The 19,439-nt window shown below is 68.1% G+C and carries 18 protein-coding genes; 6 read left to right on the top strand and 12 right to left on the bottom strand.

The window, feature by feature from the left end:
• From AC5RWT_RS24015 to AC5RWT_RS23995, 5 genes are all read right to left on the bottom strand, one after another.
• Positions 1-267 (bottom strand): ATP-binding protein (locus AC5RWT_RS24015; protein ID WP_494082363.1); only part of this gene is annotated, 267 nt, incomplete at its 3' end.
• A 1-nt stretch (position 268) separates the two neighbouring features.
• Positions 269-1,096 (bottom strand): DUF4194 domain-containing protein, encoded by an 828-nt coding sequence (locus AC5RWT_RS24010; protein ID WP_494082362.1) that lies wholly within the window; start codon positions 1,094-1,096, stop codon positions 269-271.
• Positions 1,093-2,556 carry a DUF3375 domain-containing protein gene (locus tag AC5RWT_RS24005; RefSeq protein ID WP_494082361.1) on the bottom strand — a complete coding sequence of 488 codons (1,464 nt, stop codon included), beginning with the start codon at positions 2,554-2,556 and terminating at the stop codon, positions 1,093-1,095. The genes AC5RWT_RS24010 and AC5RWT_RS24005 overlap by 4 nt, the downstream gene beginning before the upstream one ends.
• A gap of 130 nt (positions 2,557-2,686) precedes the next feature.
• Complete coding sequence (locus tag AC5RWT_RS24000; RefSeq protein ID WP_494082365.1) at positions 2,687-4,786, bottom strand: acyl-CoA dehydrogenase family protein; 2,100 nt, start codon at positions 4,784-4,786, stop codon at positions 2,687-2,689.
• Between the two features lie 87 nt (positions 4,787-4,873).
• Positions 4,874-5,659, bottom strand: a complete 786-nt coding sequence (locus tag AC5RWT_RS23995; protein WP_494082360.1) for a TetR/AcrR family transcriptional regulator — start codon at positions 5,657-5,659, stop codon at positions 4,874-4,876.
• A gap of 80 nt (positions 5,660-5,739) precedes the next feature.
• Here AC5RWT_RS23995 and AC5RWT_RS23990 point away from each other — a divergent pair, with 80 nt between their 5' ends.
• The 3 genes from AC5RWT_RS23990 to AC5RWT_RS23980 are packed head-to-tail and all read left to right on the top strand — an operon-like array spanning position 5,740 to position 9,307.
• A complete protein-coding gene (locus AC5RWT_RS23990; RefSeq protein ID WP_494082359.1) occupies positions 5,740-7,077 on the top strand; it encodes an acetyl-CoA C-acetyltransferase in 1,338 nt (445 codons plus the stop codon).
• On the top strand, positions 7,077-8,414 hold the full coding sequence (locus tag AC5RWT_RS23985; protein WP_494082358.1) for a 3-oxoacyl-ACP reductase: 1,338 nt from the start codon (positions 7,077-7,079) through the stop codon (positions 8,412-8,414). Before AC5RWT_RS23990 ends, AC5RWT_RS23985 begins: the two co-directional genes overlap by 1 nt.
• Entirely contained in the window at positions 8,411-9,307 is an 897-nt protein-coding gene (locus AC5RWT_RS23980) for a MaoC family dehydratase (protein WP_494082357.1), read from the top strand. Before AC5RWT_RS23985 ends, AC5RWT_RS23980 begins: the two co-directional genes overlap by 4 nt.
• 24 nt (positions 9,308-9,331) lie before the next feature.
• On the opposite strand, the gene AC5RWT_RS23975 is transcribed toward AC5RWT_RS23980, so the two are convergent.
• On the bottom strand, positions 9,332-10,645 hold the full coding sequence (locus AC5RWT_RS23975) for an RNA polymerase sigma factor (RefSeq protein WP_494082356.1): 1,314 nt from the start codon (positions 10,643-10,645) through the stop codon (positions 9,332-9,334).
• The gene (locus AC5RWT_RS23970; protein WP_494082355.1) at positions 10,603-11,046 is read right to left on the bottom strand and encodes a YciI family protein; all 444 of its coding nucleotides are present in this window, start codon (positions 11,044-11,046) and stop codon (positions 10,603-10,605) included. The genes AC5RWT_RS23975 and AC5RWT_RS23970 overlap by 43 nt, the downstream gene beginning before the upstream one ends.
• A 152-nt stretch (positions 11,047-11,198) precedes the next feature.
• Here AC5RWT_RS23970 and AC5RWT_RS23965 point away from each other — a divergent pair, with 152 nt between their 5' ends.
• A complete protein-coding gene (locus tag AC5RWT_RS23965) occupies positions 11,199-12,440 on the top strand; it encodes a kynureninase (RefSeq protein ID WP_494082354.1) in 1,242 nt (413 codons plus the stop codon).
• Here the strand turns inward: AC5RWT_RS23965 and AC5RWT_RS23960 are convergent.
• The 5 genes from AC5RWT_RS23960 to AC5RWT_RS23940 all read right to left on the bottom strand — a co-directional run bounded on the left by AC5RWT_RS23960 (position 12,403) and on the right by AC5RWT_RS23940 (position 17,514).
• On the bottom strand, positions 12,403-12,936 hold the full coding sequence (locus AC5RWT_RS23960) for a GNAT family N-acetyltransferase (protein ID WP_494082353.1): 534 nt from the start codon (positions 12,934-12,936) through the stop codon (positions 12,403-12,405). The genes AC5RWT_RS23965 and AC5RWT_RS23960 overlap by 38 nt on opposite strands.
• A gap of 96 nt (positions 12,937-13,032) precedes the next feature.
• Complete coding sequence (gene mshA, locus AC5RWT_RS23955) at positions 13,033-14,265, bottom strand: D-inositol-3-phosphate glycosyltransferase (RefSeq protein ID WP_494082364.1); 1,233 nt, start codon at positions 14,263-14,265, stop codon at positions 13,033-13,035.
• A 119-nt stretch (positions 14,266-14,384) separates the two neighbouring features.
• On the bottom strand, positions 14,385-15,605 hold the full coding sequence (locus AC5RWT_RS23950) for an FAD-dependent oxidoreductase (protein ID WP_494082352.1): 1,221 nt from the start codon (positions 15,603-15,605) through the stop codon (positions 14,385-14,387).
• Entirely contained in the window at positions 15,598-16,323 is a 726-nt protein-coding gene (locus tag AC5RWT_RS23945; RefSeq protein ID WP_494082351.1) for a class I SAM-dependent methyltransferase, read from the bottom strand. Before AC5RWT_RS23945 ends, AC5RWT_RS23950 begins: the two co-directional genes overlap by 8 nt.
• A 15-nt stretch (positions 16,324-16,338) precedes the next feature.
• Positions 16,339-17,514, bottom strand: coding sequence for a type III polyketide synthase (locus AC5RWT_RS23940; protein WP_494082350.1), 1,176 nt, complete (start codon positions 17,512-17,514; stop codon positions 16,339-16,341).
• Positions 17,515-17,644: 130 nt separating this feature from the next.
• On the opposite strand from AC5RWT_RS23940, the gene AC5RWT_RS23935 reads away from it, so the two are divergent.
• Together AC5RWT_RS23935 and AC5RWT_RS23930 are read left to right on the top strand one after the other, a co-directional pair.
• Positions 17,645-18,145 carry a hypothetical protein gene (locus AC5RWT_RS23935; protein WP_494082349.1) on the top strand — a complete coding sequence of 167 codons (501 nt, stop codon included), beginning with the start codon at positions 17,645-17,647 and terminating at the stop codon, positions 18,143-18,145.
• 324 nt (positions 18,146-18,469) lie between these two features.
• Complete coding sequence (locus AC5RWT_RS23930) at positions 18,470-19,306, top strand: ETEC_3214 domain-containing protein (RefSeq protein ID WP_494082348.1); 837 nt, start codon at positions 18,470-18,472, stop codon at positions 19,304-19,306.
• Positions 19,307-19,439: the final 133 nt, after the last annotated feature.

The raw sequence follows: 19,439 nt of genomic DNA, 5'->3' as shown, positions 1-19,439 counted from the left end.
AGCGGTTCGCCGTTCCTCGGCGGCATTGCCGGCATTGGTCTGGGCGGCCTCGTTCATCTTCGGCCGGGCGTCCAGAACCTGCAGCATGCCGTCGAAGATGGTGGACTTGCCGACGCCGGAATCACCGGTCAGCAGGGTTCCGGCGCGGTCCACCCGGATGGTGTGGGCGCCGTCAAAGGTGCCCCAGTTGACCAGTTGCACGCAGCTGAGCCGGTGCTGGCCGGGATTGAGCAGCCCGTCCATGGGCAGGATGGTCTCAATGCTCATTTCAGGCCTCCCCGCCGTCGGACGCCGGGTGGTCTGCCGCCTCAGCCGCCGCCGCCGGCGGGGCGTCGCCGGCCAGGGCGCTGAGCACCGCCGGGATGTCGCCGATGTTCTCGAACGGCAGGGCCAGGGGCAGCGCGGGCGAAATGACCCATACGTCCGGAAGCTCGGTGGCTTGCAGCAGCCGGCGCTCGTTGGCGAGCTTGCGGATGGCCGCGTCGGCCAGATCCTCCACGTGTTTGGCGTCGCGCTGTTCCGGGTCCACATAGTTCTGCAGCACGTCGATCACATCGGCGCGGCTGATCAGCGGCTCCGTCCCCGTACCCGCGTGCCGGTCCTGCACCAGCCGCATGCGCAGCAGCAGCAGGGTTTCTTCACGCGTCATCTCCCGTTGCCGCTGCAGGGCGCTGGTGTGCGGCTCGGCCATCGGGACGGGCCGCAGCATGGCGACCTTGCGGTCCTCGTCGATGACCAGTTCCAGGAACAACTCGCTGAGCCGGGAGGCCAGGACCCGGCGGTGTTCCACCACAGTGTCGTAGACGCGGTCGCTGGAATCGACGTCCAGGTAGGGTCCGCGCAACAGCCGGATCAGGGCTTGGCGCAGTTTCATCGGCAGCCTGCCCGTATCGCCGTCGAACAATTCCGGTCCCTCCAGGACCTCGTCGCGGACGGGAGCGGTGGTGGCCGCTTGTCCGTCCGGCGCTTCGTTTTCGCCCAGGTTCCCGTCCTCTTCCAGCGGGCCCGGGACAGCGGGCGTGTCGCCAAGATCCAGCCGGGCCACACGGTCCGGCCCTCCTGCCGTCTCGGTGCCGGCTTCGGTCAACTCGTTCATGAGGCTGCAGCTTTCGTAAAGGTGACGGCCGGCAGCACCGCTGTGCGTTCGCTGCCGTCGATCTGGATCAGGGTCACGGTGTCGGTCGTCTCGGCGTCCAGCACGCCGCCGGAATTCAGGGCACGGTGCAGCAGCCAGCGCAGGCTGTTCAGGTGCCGGTGTTCCGGTTCCAGTTCGGCGTAGACCGCCGACAGGGGAGCGGGGCCGCGGGACTCGACGACGCTGCGCACGGCGTGGGAGAGGACCTCCGCGTCCGCCTGCGGTGTCCGGACCGCCCGGCGGATGTCCGCTTCAGTGAACTCCGGAGGTGCCGGCAACTTCGCCGGTGCCTGGTGATCCTGCGGATCGTAGAGCCGGACCATGCTGACCGATTCGAAGCCCGAACCGAAGAGCAGGGGCGCCGGGACAACCGCCCGGCGGCCAGGGAGTTTGTGGCGGGAGTAGAGGATCGCCGCCTCGGCCGCCCGAATGGCTTGGCGCAGCTGGACCGATTCGCGGTAGTCGTCCGACTGCACAAAGGTGTGCATGCTCTCCGAGAGCCGTCCGTAGATGCGGTGGATCTCGGCCGATTGTGCCCGCAACTGGGGCATTAACCGCTGCAGCGCCCGCCGGTCCTCGGCCTCCAGCGTGTCGGCGAAGTCGCGCTCAAGCACGTCGGCGATGGCCTGCCGGAAGCGCTGCTGCTGGTCCTCGTCGTTCAGGAAGGCGGTAAAGCTTTCGTAGGTCCGGCCTTCGGTCGTGCCGCGCAGCCGCTTGTCGGCATCGAGCACCTCGCCCATGGTGATGCCCTTGGTGGCGTTCGACTCCACAATTTCGGCACGCAACGTGTGAAGCATCCGCTCGAGGCCGTCGCGCATCCGTTTGAAATCCGCGGGCAAGCCGGCCGCCAGGGCCAGGACATCGCGTGCGGCCTCCGCTGCGGTGGCATCAGGCAACGACGCCGGGGCGTCGCCGGCTTCCAGTGCGCGGATCTTTTCCTGCCGCTCGGCGATTTCGGCCTGCAGCACCGATATCCTCGCCTCGGGATCGGGATCCGTCTCGTGGGCCAGCGCCTCGATCCGGGTGAGCAAGGTAGCCAGCCGGGAACTGTTCAGGGAGGACGAGGCTCCGGTCAGACCGTCCAGGTACTCCAGAAACCGGGCGGTGGCTTCCGTGGGTTCATAGACGAAGCGGCCGCCTTCGCGCAGGCGGGACAAATAGCGGCGGGCCACCCAATCGTCGGCGTAGTGGCGGGCCGTCCATTCCTCACGCAGCGGCACTCCGGCCCGCCGCAGCTCGGCCAGGAACGCGTCGGTGTTGCGGTGGAACTCCTCCAGTGCCAACCGCGGGCTGGAGCGGGGGAAAGCGGTCCTGAACAGCGCCGGCACCCAGGGGCTGGCCGACGCGAGCTTGAGGCCGGGCGCGGTGGCCAGTGCCTGCAGCTCCTGCCAGCGGGCAAGGGCATTCTGGGTGAAGGACATGGAAGTGCTTTCTGCCCGCGGAAGGGATGAACGGGCCCAGAAAATCTTAGCCGTTCCCGCAACGCTGACGACGGCGGCAGCGGGCCCGGGCGTGCCGTGTCGCCTCCAGCCGCTGCCCGCCGTCGTTGTTCTAGGTTCCCGCTTCCAGCCTCTGGCCGCGCGTGGCCAGCTTTTCGGCGGCCTTCCGACGGGCGACGAGCACCTTCTCATCCACCGGGGCGTCGCCGCTGGCCCGCCGCGACCGGGCATAGGCCATGGCTTCGAGCTGGCGTTCCTGTTCCGCGCCGCTGGCGATCTTTGCGCGCAGGTGCTCCGGTCCATAGCCGAAGGCGTCCACCAGGTCCACGGCGTGCGGGCGCAGCCGGGACAGCAGACGGTTGATGTAGGGGCCGAGGATGCGGGCACGCTGGGCGGAGAGCCGGCCGTACATCAGATACCAGCCCAGGTTTTTCTCCACCAGGGACAGGCCGAACAGGTCCCGCAGCCAGGTGAGTACCCGTCGGGTGCCATCGTCGTCGACCTGCTCCAGTGCGGCCGTGAACGCTTCCCACTGGAGCAGTTCGGCGTGCGCGCGGGCGGCTTCGATCAGCTCATGCTGATGTTCGTTGAACAGCGCCGCCGCCTCCCGCTGCGGCAGCTTGGTGGCATTGCGCAGCGCACCGCCAATACCGGCCACCATGGTGGAAACCCGGTCGGTTAGCAGCTGGCGCTGTGACTCCGGATCCTTCAGGTAGTTGGCGCTTTTGCGTTCCGACCCGCTGTCAGCGAAGGTCTGGGCCACTTGGCGCAGCCCGGTGCGGTGCAGGGTGGCGTCGGCTGCCTGGTGCGCCACCCAGCGGGCCATCACGCCAATGTCGGCATGCCGGAATTCCCTGGCGTAGTCCGCCAGCAGCCTCTTGGCGACCAGCTGCAGCAGGACCGTGTTGTCGCCTTCAAAAGTCGCGTAGATGTCCAAATCGGCGCGCAGCGCGGTGAACCGGTTCTCGGCCAGGAACCCTGCACCGCCGGTGGCCTCCCGGCATTCCTGCAGCGTGTCCAGCGCGTGCCAGGTGCTGAGGGATTTGAGCGCGGCCGCCAAGGTCTCCAGGTCCTGCCGGTCCTCGTCGGTGTCGTGCGCGCCGGAGAACACGTCGTCGAACTTCTCCAGGAGTTGTTCATGGGCGAACGACGCCGCGTAGGTGGCGGCCAGCCGGGGCAGCAGCCGCCGCTGGTGGCGCTGGTAGTCCAGCAATACCTCTTCTGTGGTGTCGGACGAGGCATTGAACTGCCGGCGCTCGGTGGCATAGCGGACGGCGATGGCCAAGGCAACCTTGCTGGCAGCCACGGCGGCGCCGTCCAGCGAGACCCGGCCCTGCACCAAGGTGCCGAGCATGGTGAAAAACCGGCGGCCCGGGCTGGCGATGGGGGAGGAGTAGGTGCCGTCTTCGGCGACATCACCGTAGCGGTTCAGCAGATTGGTGCGCGGGACACGGACCTGGTCGAAGTGCAGGCGGCCGTTGTCGATGCCGTTCAGGCCCCCCTTGTACCCGTCGTCTTCACCGCCGATGCCGGGCAGGAAGTTGCGCTGTTCGTCGCGGATGGGCACGTAGAAGGCGTGCACGCCATGGTCCACGCCGCCGGTGATGAGGTGGGCGAAGACGACGGCCGCCAGGCCGTCATTGGCGGCGTTGCCCAGGTAGTCCTTCCAGGCGGCCCGGAACGGCGTGTGGATGACGAATTCCTGCGTGTCCGGTTCGTAGGTGGCAGTGGTGGCGATGCTGGCGACGTCCGATCCATGGCCCGTTTCGGTCATGGCAAAGGCTCCGGGAGTCTTCAGGCTCATGATGTCCGGCAGCCACTTGTCATGGTGCTCCCGGGTGCCCAAGTGCAACACCGCCGCACCGAACAAACCCCATTGGACACCCGCCTTGATTTGCAGGGAGGGGTCGGCGGTGACCAGTTCCTCGAATCCGGCGACGTTGCCACCGTGATTGTCTTGGCCGCCTAGTCGTGCGGGGAAGGCCCGGTGTACGGCACCTGTGTCCACCAGGTACTTCAACTGCCCGAAGACCCGCTGCCGGTGTTCATCCATCGGCAAGCCGTCGAGGCGGTGCAGTTCGGGGTGTCCGGCCAGCTCACGTGCCGCCTGGCGGACCTCGGCCCAGCGGCCCAGCAACAGCCGGCCCAATGCGGCCACATGTACGGTGGCGCCGTTGTCTTCAACCGGTTCGGGGGTCTCGGCGGGGGGCATATACGTCATCGAATGTCCTTCGGTGGTCGCGAATGGGTCGGGGTCGTCAGGATGGCAGGTCGGCGTGGACGTCCGGGCGTGCCGGTTTCACTGTTGGCCAGTGCCGCGGTCCGCCTGGCCGGGCGGGCCGGAGCCGGCCGCCGGCACCGCATGGTCCGGCGCCACGCCGCTGAGCAGCCACTGGGTGAGCAAGCCTGTCATGAGCTCGCGGCTGGGTTTTGTCCCATCGTCCGGGGCCGCCAGCCAGCCTTCGCCCGCGGCACGCACCATGCCGATGGCTGCCCGGGGCCAGTAGGAAGCGGCCGCCCTCTCTGCGGCGCTTCCCGCCGACGCGGCCAAGTGGCCGCGGAGCGGTGCTTCGATCATGGCTGTGATGTTGGCGAAGAAGTCGTGCAGAACGGCCGAGCTTCCGTCCTTCAGTACCAAGTCTCGCCCCGGCGGCTCCGCGCCCGGTTGCTGCGGGGCCGGAGGATCGGTCGGAGCGTTCCGGGTGACGAATGCGTAGACGTGCGGCGAGGATTCGGCCATCTGCAGGTAGACCGAAACCATGGCGTGCAGACCTTCCTGGGCGGTAGTCGCCGTGGCGGCGGCTTCCTGGAGCCGCGCCTGCATGCGGCCGATGACCACCTCGCCCATGGCCTGCTGCAGACCGGCTTTGTCGCCGAAGTACCGGTAGAAAACAGGCTTGGACGTCCCGGCGGCAGCCGCTATGTCCTCCATCGAAGCATCGGGGCCGAGCCGGTGCACCGCGCGGCGTGCCTCCCGGATCAGTTCACGGCGGCGTTCTGTCCGGTGGCGGTCCCAGCGGGCAGAGCGGCCGTCTGCCGGAGGATCCGGGGTTGTCGCCGCGCTTTGGACTGTGGGGCTGTTCACGTAACTCAGCGTATCAGGTACGCTTGGTTACGGTAACTGTGATTGTCCAGCCCTGTACCCGATCCTCGAGGAGAGCCACCATGGCCGCTTCACCCGACGCCAACGGCGCCCGCCCCGTCAACGGACTGCGCAAGGCAGTCGTCGTCGGCGGCAACCGCATCCCCTTCGCCCGCGCCAACGGTGCGTACACCCAGGCAAGCAACCAGGACATGCTGACGGCGGCACTGGACGGGCTGGTGGCGCGCTTCGGCTTGCAGGATGAACGCATCGGCGAGGTGGCAGCCGGAGCGGTCCTGAAGCACTCGCGCGATTTCAACCTGACCCGCGAGGCGGTGCTCGGCTCTGCGCTCTCGCCGGAAACCCCCGCCTATGACCTGCAGCAGGCGTGTGCCACCGGGCTCGAAACCGTGGTGGGCCTGGCCAACAAGATCAAACTGGGACAGATCGACTCGGCCATCGCCGGCGGCGTCGACTCCGCCTCGGACGCACCGATCGCGGTCAGCGAGGGGCTCCGGGCGGTGCTGCTGGAACTGAACCGTGCCAAGAACCTGCAGCAGAAGCTGACCGCCATCGCCAAACTGCGCCCGAAGGACCTGGCGCCCAACGCCCCGGGCACGGCCGAACCGCGGACCGGGCTGTCGATGGGCGAGCATCAGGCGCTGACCACCGCAGCATGGAACATCACCCGCGAAGCCCAGGACGAACTGGCTCTGGCCAGCCACAGCAACCTGGCGGCAGCCTACGAGCGCGGGTTCTTCGACGACCTGATGACGCCCTACCGAGGGCTGGCCAAGGATTCCAACCTCCGCACCGACACCACCATGGAAAAGCTGGGCAAGTTGCAGGCGGTGTTCGGCAAGAACCTGGGCGCCGAGGCCACCATGACGGCCGGAAACTCCACCCCGCTGACCGACGGCGCCTCCACGGTGCTGATGAGTTCGGAGGAGTACGCCCGCAGCAAGGACCTGCCGGTGCTGGCCGAGGTGGTCGACTCCGAGGCCGCCGCAGTGGACTTCGTGCACGGCAAGGAGGGCCTGCTGATGGCGCCGGCCTATGCGGTGCCCCGGCTGCTCGCACGGCAGTCCCTGACCTTCGCCGACTTCGACTATTTCGAGATCCATGAAGCATTCGCCGGAACCGTGCTGTGCCATCTGGCCGCCTGGGAAAGCGAGGAGTTCTGCCGCAACAAGCTGGGCTTGGAGAAGCCGCTGGGCACGATCGACCGTACGCGCCTCAACGTCAATGGCTCCTCGCTGGCGACCGGGCACCCTTTCGCCGCTACCGGGGGCCGCGTGGTTGCCACCCTCGCCAAGATGCTGCGCGAGAAGGCCGACGCCGAGTCCCGGCCCACGCGCGGCCTGATTTCAGTGTGCGCCGCCGGCGGCATGGGCGTCGTGGCCATCCTGGAGGCAAACTAATGGCCGACCGGTACCTGGATTTGGTCAACGGTCCAGTGAAGGGATTGGCCAAAAAGCTGGGGCTGCCGCAGCCTGCCGTGCTGCGGCGCTACCGGCACGGCGCCCCGCTGCTCCCCGGTCCCGTCCTGGTGCTCGGCTCGGGGACGGGCGCGGACACCCTGGCCAAAGAGCTGCTCGGGTGGGACCTGGACGTCCGCCGGCACGCGGCACCAAAGGAACGCCTTGGCGGCATGGTGCTGGTTCTTGACGAGCTCGCCTCCCCGGAGGAATTGTCCGCCCCGCTGCTTACGGCCGGCTCAAGCCTGAGGGACCTTGCTCCCGGAGGGCGGGTCGTCACGGTCTCCCGCCCCGCTGCCGGCAGTGCACAGCCTGGGCAGGCGGCCGCCCGGCAAGCCGTGGACGGGGCGCTGCGGTCGCTCGCGCACGAGCTGCGCGGCGGCGCCACCGGCAATGGCATCCTGCTGGGCGAGGGCGTGGACGCCGGTGCGCCGGCTGTCCTGGGGCCCCTGCGCTTCCTGCTTTCGGACCGGAGCGCCTACGTCAACGGCCAGTTCGTGTTGGTTGGCTCCGACGAGGGCGCGCTGCCGGTAAAACCGGAGAGCCCGCTGGCGGGGAAGGTCGCCGTCGTCACGGGTGCCGCCCGCGGCATTGGCGCCGCGATCGCCGAGACACTGCACCGGGACGGCGCGCAGATCATTGCCGTCGACCTCCCTGCCGCCGGAGAACAGCTGGCCCAGATTGCCAACCGTGTGGGCGGCACGGCCCTGCAGCTGGACATCACCGCTGCCGACGCCGGCGCGAAGATCGCGGCGCATGCCGCGGAGCGCCACCACGGGCTGGATATTGTGGTCCACAATGCCGGTATCACCAGGGACAAGCTGCTGGCGAACATGGACCAGGCCAAGTGGGACTCGGTCATCGCCGTTAATCTTTCGTCCCAGCTGAGGATGAACCAGCAGCTGTTGTCCTCGGGTGCCTTGCGCGGACGGCCGCGGGTGGTCTCGCTGGCGTCCACCAGCGGGATCGCGGGCAACCGCGGGCAGACCAACTATGCCGCGTCAAAGGCGGGCATTATCGGCATGGTCAGCGCCTCGGCCGCAGAATTTGCCGGCGCGGGCGGCAGCATCAACGCTGTCGCGCCGGGCTTTATCGAAACGGAGATGACCGCCAGGATGCCGTTGTTGACCCGCGAGGTCGCTCGCCGGTTGTCGTCGCTGCAACAAGGCGGGAAACCGCTCGACGTGGCCGAAGCCGTCGCGTTCCTGGCCAGTGATGCTGCCGGCGGCATCAACGGACAGACGCTGCGGGTCTGCGGCCAAAGCATGGTCGGCGCATGAACGAGGTCATCCTGGGGGAGATGCCCGCCCTGTCACGCCTCTATCTGACGGCGGCCTCCACGGCGGCACGGCACAAGCTGGGCGTGGGCCAGCACGCTGAGCAGCTCCCTGAGGTGCGGCATACCCTCAACGGCGTGCGGATCACCCCGGAGCGGGTCACCGGTTTCCAGCAACTGATGCACGGCACGGTCAGGGACACGTTGCCCTCCGTGTTCCTGCACTCGGTCGCCTTCCCAGTCGCCATGAGCGTGATGACCCGGCCGGACTTTCCGCTGCCGCTGCTTGGCATGGTGCATCTGGCCAACCGCGTGCGGCATTTGCGGCCGGTCCACTTCTCCGAACCGTTGACAGTGACGGCGTGGGCCGAAGGCCTTCGCGGCCACCATGCAGGTACCCAGGTGGAACTGCATACCAGGGTCGACGCCGGGGATGACACCGTCTGGGAGGGCGTGTCGGACTACTTGGCCAAGGCGGTCTACCTGCCCGGACTGGACAAGGCTGTCAGACCGGACCGTGCCGATTTCACCCCGCCGCAGCCGACGGCGCGGTGGCGGCTCGGCCCCGAGGCCGGCCGGGAATACGCCGGAGTGTCCGGAGACTTCAACCCGATCCACTTAAGCGCGGTATCGGCCAAGATGCTGGGGCTCAAGCGTTCCATTGCCCACGGCATGTACCTGGCCTCCCGCGTGCTCACGAGCGTGGAAGCCACAGCCAGCGAACCGTTTAGCTGGCTGATCGACTTCGCCGCCCCGGTCTTCCTGCCCGCCACGGTGGCCGTGCGCATCCACGACACCGAACGGGACGGATCGTGGGAAGCGTCCGAGTTCACCGGCTGGGGAGAGCGCAGCCACCGGCTTCATTTCACGGGCAGCGTTAACACCCTCTCGCGGTAGCACGGGACCCGCGTAAACACCGTTTCAGGTGGCAGCCGCCTTGCGTTCAAGCACGTCGCGTTCGCGGTCGTTCTTGGCCAAGGCGGCTGCGGCGGCGAACTCCGTCCGTGCCTCGTCCGGCCGGCCGAGCCTGGCCAACAGCTCGGCCCGGACGCTGGGCAGCAGATGCGATCCGCGGAGCGCGCCGGCCGAGACCAGGCCGTCCACGATGGCCAGCCCTGTGGCGGGCCCGGCGGCCATGGAGACGGCCACGGCCCGGTTGAGTTCGACCACCGGACTGGGCGCAATCCGGCCGAGCGCCTCGTAGAGCAGCACGATCTGTGCCCAGTCGGTCCGGTCGACGCTGGGCGCCACCGCATGGCACTCGGCGATGGCGGCCTGCAGCGCATAGCTGCCGCGGCCGCGGCCCAGCGTGTCGGCTCTGGCCAGTGCGGCACGGCCCCGTTCTATCTGTGCCCAATCCCAGCGCGTGCGGTCCTGGTCGGCGAGCAGGACCGGGCTGCCATCGGACCGGGTACGGGCCGCAAAACGGGAGGCCTGGAACTCCATGAGGGCGACCAACGCGTGCACTTCGGGTTCCTGCGGCATCAGCGCAACCAGGACGCGTCCCACCCGCAGTGCTTCCCCCGCCAACTCCGGCCGGATCCAGCGTTCCCCCGACGTTGCTGCGTACCCTTCGGTGAACAGCAGGTAGACAACCCGGAGCACGCCGCCCAACCGCGCGCCCCATTCATTCGGTTCGGGCACTTCGAACGGCACCTTGGCCGCGGCGAGGGTCTTCTTGGCCCGCACGATGCGCTGCTGAACGGTCGCGACAGGGATGACGAACAGCCGGGCGAGCTCCTCGGTGGAAAGCCCGGCGACGATCCGCAGGGTCAGGCAGACCTGCGCCTCGCGCGAAAGCACCGGGTGGCAGGCGGTGAAGACCAGGCGGAGCACGTCGTCCGGTACCGGATCCCAGTCGACGCCTTCCTCGTCCTGCAGATCGCGGGCGAGCGTCCGGTAGTGCTCCGCCAGACGATCGGCCCGCCGCCAGGCATCAATCGCCTTGCGCCTGGCCACTGCAGTCAGCCACGCGGCCGGTTGGCGCGGAACGCCGGTTGCCGGCCACTGGGCCAGCGCATCGGCCACGGCTTCCTGCGCCGCATCCTCGGCAAGGCCAACGTCACCCGTGGCGCGCGCCAGGACGGCGACAATCCGGGCACCCTCAATGCGCCACAGGGCATCGAGCCGGCGCCGGATTGCCGCCGCGGCTGCTTGCGCCTCCGCCGGCGCAGCCTCCTGCCGGCCGATGGCTATGCGTTCTCTGCGCGCAGCCTCGCCTCTTCCTGGCGCCATCCTTCTTCCTTCCGGATGTACTCGTTGTCGGCGAAATCCGCAAAATCGGCGGCCTCGGTCACGCGGCGAACCTCAAGCTTCGAACCCGGTCCCAGCGGGCAGCGGCTGGCCCACTCGGCAGCTTCATCCTTGGACGCGACCTGGACAATCCAAAAACCGTTGAACAGCTCGTGGGTTTCTCCGTAAGGTCCGTCGGTCACCAACGGGGGCTCCTCCGAGAAGTCCACCACGAAACCGCTGCCGTCGGAAAGGTCGGCCAATCCCTCACCCGCGAGCATCACGCCGGCGTTGATCATCGACTCGTTGTAGGCGCCCATCTTGTTGATCATCTCTTCAAAATCCATGGTCTTGGACGCCTCGAGCGCTTCGTCCGTGGCACGCATGATGAACATGTATTTCATGGCTTTCTCCTTCTGCGAACGAGGACGCGGGGTGCGCCTCCTACCATGCTGTCGAACGGCGTAGGCGGAAATCGACAGTTAGCGGAAAATTTTTCGGGTCTGCCCGCCCCGGTTCCGGGATGGACGGCGGGTGCCGGCTCTAAGCTGGCCGTATGACCAACGACGATCATTTGCACGACCGCGCCCGGCAGCTTGACGCCGACGACCCGCTGGCCGGATACCGCGCCAGGTTCGTGGGCCATGACGACGATGGCGTGGTGGCCTATCTGGACGGCAATTCGCTGGGCCGGCCGCTGGCCGCCAGCATTGAGCGTGTCCGGGAGGTAATGCTTCAGCAGTGGGGCGGCCGGCTGATCCGCGCCTGGGACGAGGGCTGGCTTGCACTGCCGGAGCAGATCGGCGACGAGCTCGGACGGGTCGTCTTGGGGGCAGCGCCGGGCCAGTGCGTGGTGGCCGACTCCACCACGGTCCTGCTGTACAAACTGGCCCGTGCCGCGATCGCCGCGCGCCCGGACCGGCGGCGGATCCTGGTGGACCGGGCCAATTTTCCGTCCGACCGCTTCATTGTGGAGGGCATCGCTGCCGAATGCGCCCTGGAGCTGGACTGGCTGGAACCGCCGCACGCCGGGGGAGTGACGGCGGAAGCCGTGCGTTCCGCCGTCGGGCCGGACACGGCCCTGGTGCTGCTCAGCCACGTGGCCTACCGCTCCGGCTATCTGGCGGACATTCCCGCCATCACTGCCGCCGCGCACGACGCCGGTTCATTGGTCTTGTGGGACCTGTGCCATTCCGCCGGGGTGCTGCCCGTAGAACTGGATCGCTGGGGCGTGGACCTGGCGGCCGGTTGCAGCTACAAGTACCTTAACGGCGGGCCGGGTGCTCCGGCCTGGGCCTACGTGCGGACCGAGCACCAGCACTTCAGCCAGCCAATCCAGGGCTGGCTGGGCAGCGCGGAACCGTTCGAGATGGGCCAGGGCTACCAACCGGCCGGCGGGATCCGCCGGTTTACGTCGGGGACGCCGCCCATCATCGGCATGACCGCCATGCAGGACATGATCGCCCTGATCGATGAGGCCGGCCTGGCAGCGGTCCGCGAGAAGTCTGTCGCCCTGACAGGGTTCGCCGTCGAAGCCGCGCAGACTGCGTTGGATAGTTTCGACGTCGCCATCGCCTCGCCGCTTGAGCCGGCGCAGCGAGGAGGGCACGTCACCCTCGACCACCCCGAATTCAAGCAGATCAACGCCAGCCTCTGGGGACAGGGCGTGATCCCGGATTTCCGCGAACCGGACGGCATCCGGTTGGGACTCTCGCCGCTGTCCACCAGCTTCCAGGAAGTCTTGCGCGGTATCCTGGCGATCAGGGCCGAGCTGGAACTGGTCTACCGGCCGGCCTGACCATCCGGATCTCGTGCAGGCCGTCCCACAGGCCCGTCAGCGGTTCGCGGCGACCGTCAGGAATGAATCCGTGCTTGCGGTAGAACGCCTGGGCGCGCGGATTATCCTCGAGGACCCAGAGCAGGGCCGGCGTGCTGCCGATCGCGGCCTCCAACAGCAACTGCCCCAGCCCCGTGCCGTGGGCCCGCGCCAGCACGTAGAGCATTTGCAATTCATACGGCACCCCGGCGTCGCCGTCATCGTCCTGCACCGGGCCGGCGCCGGCGCAGCCAACAATCCGTCCCGCGGAATCTGCGGCGACCCACAGTTCTGCCCCCGCCGCCAGACCGCGCGTCCACCAGTCGATCTGCTGCTCCCGCCGGGCAGCTTCGGACGCGAAAAACGATGCGGGCCGCTGCTCGGCATAGGTTTCCCGCCAGGCGGCGAGCTTCATGTCCAGGGTGGCGGGGATATCCTCGCGGCTCGCGCGGCGGAGGCGGTATTCAGGAATCGGCACCTCTGAATCCTAACCGTGCGAGGACGTCCGGCCCGTAGCCGGCCCGCCCCGGTTGGCGGCCCCGGCCTCATTGCAGGATGCCGCGCCCGCAGCCACTCAGCGGCGGAAGTGGTCCACTGCCAACTGGTAGCTGTGGGCTGTCAGCGCTGCGGTTTGTTCCCACCCGAAGGAGGAGGCGTGCACCGCGGCGTTGGCGCCCAGCCGCTGGCGGAACCCGGGGTAGTCGTGCAGTTCACGAAGGGCGCCGGCCCAGCGGACCGGATCGTGCCCGTCCACCAGCAAGCCTGTCAGGCCGTGGCTGACGGCTACCGGCAGCCCGCCGACGTTGGTGGCAACGACGGGGGTGCCGCAGGCCTGTGCTTCCAGGGCCACCAGCCCGAAAGACTCGCTGAAGGACGGAACCGCCACCACATCGGCGCTGCGGAACGTCGCGGCCAGCTGGCGTGGCGCCACGGGCGGCGAGAGCACCACCCTGTCCTCCAGCCCCAGCTGCCGGGCGAGCGCCGGCAGATCAAGTCCGGCGGCTCCGCTGTTCTCGCCGGTGATGGACACCCGCAGCCGGATGTCCGGCCGCTGACGGCGCAGTTCAGCCGCCGCTGCCAGCAGGACCTGCGGGCCCTTCAGCGTCTGGATGCGGCCGGCGAACACCAGATGGAAGGTGTCCGGCCCGATTCCGGCCGCAGCCCGGTCCTCCTGGCGGCCCTCAGGGCGGAAGGTGTTCAGGTCAACGCCGGGTGGAATGACGTCCACCGTACCCTCGTCCGCGTGGTACAGATCGACCAGCTCCGCCGCCTCTGTCAGCGTGTTGGCAATCAGCCGGCCCGCCCCGGAGGCGATGGCTTGTTCACCCCGGACCCGGGTCGGCGGTTCCGGCAGTTCGCCGGGCTGCAGATGCAGGTTCTTCACCAGCCCCATGGTGTGCATCGAGTGAACCAGGGGAATGTGCCAGTCCTGCTGCAGCCGCAGCCCCACGGCCCCGGAGAGCCAGTAGTGCGAGTGGAGCACGTCGTACCGGGCCCCGTCCCGCGCGGTGAACTGCCGCAGCGACGCCTCGAGTGCGGCCAGCCGCTGCGGCACCTCTTCCTTCGCCACCGTATCGGCAGGGGCTCCGTCCAAGTGGATCACGCGGACGCCGGCGCGGGGATGCTCCACGGGTTCCTGCCCGTCATGCTGGGATCTGGTGTAAACGTCGACGGCGATGCCCTGCGCCGCCTGTTCCCTCGCCAACGCGCGGACGTAGACATTCATCCCGCCGGCATCGCCTCCGCCCGGGAGGGCCAGCGGGGAAGTGTGCAGCGACAGCACGGCGATGCGCTCCGCGCCGACCATGCCCACCTCCGTATTGTGTCGACAGCCGGGACGTCTCCGGCACTGCGAATCGACGTGCCGCCGATGTGTCTAGCAGCAACTTTAGCCGTCCGGATCGGTGGCAGCCGCTTGATGACAGGTCAGTGCATGGTGAAGCGGCTGGCCACCGTGTTCTGGACTCCAGGTACCCGGGTCAGTGCGCTGAACATCCGGTTGCGGGCGGCGAGCACGCCGGGGGGCAGCGGCCTGCCCAGGGCCATATTCAGGTGGGCCTGCCAGATGGCGGTGTTGGCGGCCCGGCGCCGATCGGCCTCGAATTTCCGCAGCGGCGCCGCAGTAGGGCGGCCGGCCAAGGCTGCGGCCACAATGGGCGCCAAGGCGGCCGCGTCCAACCAGCCCAGGTTCATGCCCTGCCCGCCGATGGGGCTGATTTGGTGGGCTGCGTCGCCGAGCAGTGCGGTGCGGCCCGCTATCAGCCGCCGCGGCATCCTGGAGCTGACGGAGAAGGCGCTGAGCATCGAGCAGCTGGCGGGGTCCGGGCCGGTGCCGGTACGCCGCGCGATCAGGGAGGCCAGTCCCATCGGCGTGGGATGGCTGACCACGCCCGGCATCCTGGCGACCCAGCGCCGGAGACCGCCGGGGAGGGGGAAGGACTCGACGATGCCGCCGGCCTCCAAATAGAGCACAGCCGTGCTGCCGTCGCCGGTGGCGTCGGCAAAATCTCCCATGAGATAGGCGTCGGGGTACATCCGTGTCCGTACCTCGACGCCCAGTTGGTGGCGCAGTGCCGAGTACGCGCCGTCGGCCGCGACAACCAGCCTGGCGCGGACCGCGGCGGCACGAGGTCCCCGCCCAGCCCTTTCACCCGGTCCTTCACCGAGGCGGCAGGACAGCGTCACGGTTGCGCCGTCGTCGTACGAGGCCTGCACCGCCACCGACCGCCGCAGGGCACCGGGACTCAGTTCTTCCAGCCGCTCTTCCAGCAGCCGTTCCGTGGTGACCTGCGGCACCGCGAGCACATACGGGTGCGGGCCCGGAACGGCCTCGAACGAGAGCGACGCGACCTCCCGGGCGCGGCTGCGGGCCACCCCCCGCCGGATGCACACCCCATGCGCCAGCAGCGCCGGGCCCACGCCCGCCTCGTCGAGCACGCACAGGGCGGGCGGATGGATTCCGATCGCCCGGGAGTGGCTGCTGCGCGCTCCGCGCCGCTCCAGGACAGCCACGTCGAGCCCGCGCTGCGCCAGCAGGATGGCCATCAGCAGTCCCACCGGGCCGCCGCCGACCACCGCGACATCGTGCAGCCGGTCCTGCGGGACGGTAGGGGCGGCCCGTTGCCGGGGGAGCAGGAGCTCAGTCATCGCCCTGGTGGATCAGCAACTGGCGGAAGCGGGAGTCACGCTGCACCTGCCAGTGCGCAGGGACCGCGGCGCGCAGTTCGTCCGGAGTGTAGCTGCGGCGGATGGAGGTCAATCCGTCCCGGCGGATGTAGGAGCGGTGGAAGAACGGAAGCGTTCCGGCGGCGAAGAGCACATACGCGCTCCGGCTGCGGATGATGTCGCTGTGCACCGCGAGAGAGCGCGACAGCGCCACCGAGTCGGCCAGCAGACCGGTCAGCTCGCCCGGCGTCAGGTGGTGCAGCAAATGGTTCGAAATGACCGCGTCAAAGCGGCGCCCTTCGGCCACCAGCTCCGAACTGAAGGCCTGCCGGAACTCCAGGTTGGACAGCGGCGCGCGGGACACGGCGAAGGCGTGGGCGCGCGGGTCGGGATCAATAGCGGTGATCCGCAGCTTCAAGCCGTCTTTGGCCGCCAAACGAGCGAGCAGCCGTGGAACGTCGCCGCCGCCGGAACCGACATCCAGCAGCGTGGGTTCGTCCAGGCCCGCCAGGCGCGGAAGCAGGTGCCTCCGGTAGATTCCGTGCCAGCCCGAGACCGCCCGGTTGATCAGCGGAAACTGGGCGTAGGTTCGCCGGAGCATCACCGGGTCGCAATCGGGTTTGTCCATCTCCTCCAGCGCGTCGGTGGCGCGGTGTGCGAGGAACGGCGGGTTGCTGCCTGCCGGTGTGCGTGCCGCCACGATCGGTGCGCTCCGCTACACCGCGGCTGCGGCGGAGGCCTGTTCGGCGGAGCGGGTGACGGTGGGGACGGTCTTGGTGAACAGGCCGGTTTCCACGGTCAGTCCCGGGCCGAAGGCCATGGAGCAGATCCGTTCCTCTGCGGCTTCTGCCGGTTGCTCCAGAATGTGTTTGAGCACGAACATCACGGTGGCGCTGGACATGTTCCCGTAGCGGCGCAGCGTTTCGCGCGCCGGCAGGAGCTGTTCCTCGGTCAGCTCCAGCTTGGCCTCGACTTTGTCCAGGATGCTGCGCCCGCCCGGGTGGATCGCCCAGTGCTCGATGTCGCGGTACGTGCCAGCCGCCAACGCCGGTTCACGGGCCAGCAGCGGCTCCAGCGCGCCGACGATATGTTCATCGATGATGTGCGGAACATACGTGCCGAGGACCATCTCGAAGCCTTCGTCGCCGATGTTCCAGGCCATGGACTCTTCGCCCACCGGGGTAAGGATGGTTTCAAAATGGTCCAGCCGGATGGCCGGACCGGTCTCCTCCAGATCGCGTGCGGTGACGACCGCGGCTGCCGCACCGTCGGCGAACAGCGACGAACCGACGATCGTATCCGGGTCGTTGGATGTGCGCACGTGCAGCGTGCAGAGTTCGGCGCTCACCACCATGACCACCGCCTCTGGATCCGCATCGCAGAACGACTTGGCCGCGCGCAGCGCCGGGAAGGCCGCATAGCAGCCCATGAACCCGAGGTGGTAGCGCTGCACGGCAGGATTCAGGCCGAGCGCACGCACGATCTTGTAATCGGGGCCGGGGTTGAAGAAACCCGTGCAGGAAACCGTGATCAGGTGCGTGATGTCCGCCGGACCGATCCCGTCGCAGGCGGCAAGGGCCTTGCCGGCGGCCTCAATGAACAGCGGGGTGGCCTTGGCCGCGAAAATGTCGTTGCGGACCTTGGTGCTGGGGGAGAGCAGCTCCCGGGAACCGGCGTCGAAGAACACCGGATTCTCGGCCCGCTTTGCCGTGGTGAGTTCGTCGACGGCGGCGTGCCGCGTGTCGATGCCGGACTGGTCGAACGAGGTGGTCACCAGCCGCTGCCCCAGGCGCGTCAGCCCGGGCTGTGCGGCAAACACGTCACGCGCCTCGGACTGGATCAGGACCGTCTCCGGAACAGCGGTTTCCAAGGACCTCAGCGTGACCGTCATAGTCCATTCTTAGGGCAGGCAGCGCGGGAAAACAATGGACGTGAGGCCCTGGTACGCGGCTGAACCGCATCACCGGCAGGCGCGTCTTACCGGTTGAGTGCCATGCGCGGACCCTAAGGAGCAAATCCCAATGGACTACGAAATCAATGGGCTGCCGCTGCATGTGCTCCTGGTCCACGCCACCGTGGTGTTCATTCCGCTAGCGGCGCTGTGTATTGTGCTCACGTTGCTGTGGCCGGCGGCGCGGCGCCGTCTGGGAATTGTCACTCCGCTCGTGGCGCTGCTGGCCCTGGTGTTGGTGCCGGTTTCCCAGCAGGCCGGCCACTGGTTGTTCCTGCGCATTGACCAAACGCCGTTGGCCACTGCCCACATGCGGTTGGGCGACATGATGCTGCCGTGGGTCCTCGGGCTTTTTGTTGCAGCTCTGGGGCTCTGGCTGTGGTTCCGCTATGGAACGGCGGCGGCCTGGCGGCGCAGGCTCGGCGTCGGGTACCGCGTGCTGATGGCGGTGGTCATCGTCGTCGTGCTGGCAGTGTGTGCCGGCGCCACGGTGGCGGTGGTGCTGGCCGGGGAATCCGGATCGCGGGCCGTCTGGCAGGGAGCGTATTCCGAGCCGCCCGCTCTGCCCTAGCCGCGCCGTGGTGGCGGGCGGTTCAGGCTTGGCGCCAGCGGCTGCTTCTCCAGTCGGCGCAGGCAGGGCGCATCGACGACGTCACTAACCGCTTTCAATCCATCCGAGCGCGGCCGACGGCGCCACAGCGGTCGCAGACTTCATCGATTGACCCGTGCGGACAGACGCCGGCAGTCCGGTTCACCGTTGCATCGGCATCCCTCGGCACTACTCGTGACGAGCTGCCGTATGTACCAGGGGGGCGGCGCGAGTATCCTGTGGGCAGCGCACAGAGGTTGCGGTGGAAGTTCGACCAACAGGCCTTGAAGTGGAAGGTAACCGGTCATGCCACAAGAAACTCACGGCGGTTCGGACAGCCGGCGCTTCTTCGAGAAGTTCAAAAGGCACCCCGTTATCTACCCCGTGCTAGCCCTCTTCGTTAGCCTGGCCGTTATCCTCTCTGCGTATCAGGGATTCCAGCTGATCAGAACAGCATTCGTTGACATCGCCAACCCGTACCACGTGCAGGAGGACGCGATCTCGTCCTTGGATCTGCGGCAGAGCATCGACTACGTGAACGGCAAACTTGGCCAGCCGCAGCAATCCGGTGACCTCTGCCCGCAGATTCGGACCTGTGCCGAGGACCGGCAGTACGAGCCCGTGCTGAACATTTACCGGGACGAGCAGTACACGGTCCGGGCCGTTTTCGCGCAGGACAGCCTCCAGTTCTTTACGGTCACCCTGGAAGCCGGCAAGTTCAAACCGGACGTTGAATGGCTCGGGTACAGCTTCGGGAGCCTGGGAGAATTCACGTACGCGGACGCCGACAGGTCAATGCACCAAGATTTCCAACCGACCGACCTGATGATCCACCTCGGCCCCCAATCATCGGCGTACGTCGAGGTGGTCGCCCCCGGGGCGCCTGGCCACTATCGGGGGTTTCTACTCGCGCATGCCCCGGAGGGCTTCGGGGGACTTCGCTGGGACATGGCCGGCGCCCGGAAGCTCGACGGGTCTCATCCGGCCGACGTCCGGGCTGCCCTCAAAGCCGCCGAACAGTTTCGGACCGGTTCGGTGCCGAACACGTACGGGATGTTCTACGACGACGGAAGCCCCACCGTCCAAATGCTGAAGGACCCACAGAACGCAATCGCGCTGCTTTTCACGGGCACCGACCTCTGAAGCCGAAGCACCGGTCGGCGGTAGCCGCACGGCTAGGTTAAGCGGTCGCGCAGCCGAACGACGGAGTTACCCCCTTGACCCTCGGGAACGGAAACCGGATGAGACCGAATAAACCGGTCGCAGAAGGGCCCAT

The sequence above is a fragment of the Arthrobacter sp. Dra40 genome (assembly GCF_059091905.1).
The sequence above is the reverse complement of the archived record's forward strand: the minus strand, read 5'-3'. Positions and strand labels throughout refer to the sequence as shown.

Excerpts from the sequence above, each read along its gene's own strand:
- AC5RWT_RS24010 (WP_494082362.1), bottom strand. The coding sequence starts at position 1,096 with ATGAACGAGTTGACCGAAGCCGGCACCGAGACGGCAGGAGGGCCGGAC.
- AC5RWT_RS24005 (WP_494082361.1), bottom strand. The coding sequence starts at position 2,556 with ATGTCCTTCACCCAGAATGCCCTTGCCCGCTGGCAGGAGCTGCAGGCA.
- AC5RWT_RS24000 (WP_494082365.1), bottom strand. The coding sequence starts at position 4,786 with ATGCCCCCCGCCGAGACCCCCGAACCGGTTGAAGACAACGGCGCCACC.
- AC5RWT_RS23990 (WP_494082359.1), top strand. The coding sequence starts at position 5,740 with ATGGCCGCTTCACCCGACGCCAACGGCGCCCGCCCCGTCAACGGACTG.
- AC5RWT_RS23985 (WP_494082358.1), top strand. The coding sequence starts at position 7,077 with ATGGCCGACCGGTACCTGGATTTGGTCAACGGTCCAGTGAAGGGATTG.
- AC5RWT_RS23980 (WP_494082357.1), top strand. The coding sequence starts at position 8,411 with ATGAACGAGGTCATCCTGGGGGAGATGCCCGCCCTGTCACGCCTCTAT.
- AC5RWT_RS23975 (WP_494082356.1), bottom strand. The coding sequence starts at position 10,645 with ATGGCGCCAGGAAGAGGCGAGGCTGCGCGCAGAGAACGCATAGCCATC.
- AC5RWT_RS23970 (WP_494082355.1), bottom strand. The coding sequence starts at position 11,046 with ATGAAATACATGTTCATCATGCGTGCCACGGACGAAGCGCTCGAGGCG.
- AC5RWT_RS23965 (WP_494082354.1), top strand. The coding sequence starts at position 11,199 with ATGACCAACGACGATCATTTGCACGACCGCGCCCGGCAGCTTGACGCC.
- mshA (WP_494082364.1), bottom strand. The coding sequence starts at position 14,265 with ATGGTCGGCGCGGAGCGCATCGCCGTGCTGTCGCTGCACACTTCCCCG.
- AC5RWT_RS23950 (WP_494082352.1), bottom strand. The coding sequence starts at position 15,605 with ATGACTGAGCTCCTGCTCCCCCGGCAACGGGCCGCCCCTACCGTCCCG.
- AC5RWT_RS23940 (WP_494082350.1), bottom strand. The coding sequence starts at position 17,514 with ATGACGGTCACGCTGAGGTCCTTGGAAACCGCTGTTCCGGAGACGGTC.
- AC5RWT_RS23935 (WP_494082349.1), top strand. The coding sequence starts at position 17,645 with ATGGACTACGAAATCAATGGGCTGCCGCTGCATGTGCTCCTGGTCCAC.
- AC5RWT_RS23930 (WP_494082348.1), top strand. The coding sequence starts at position 18,470 with ATGCCACAAGAAACTCACGGCGGTTCGGACAGCCGGCGCTTCTTCGAG.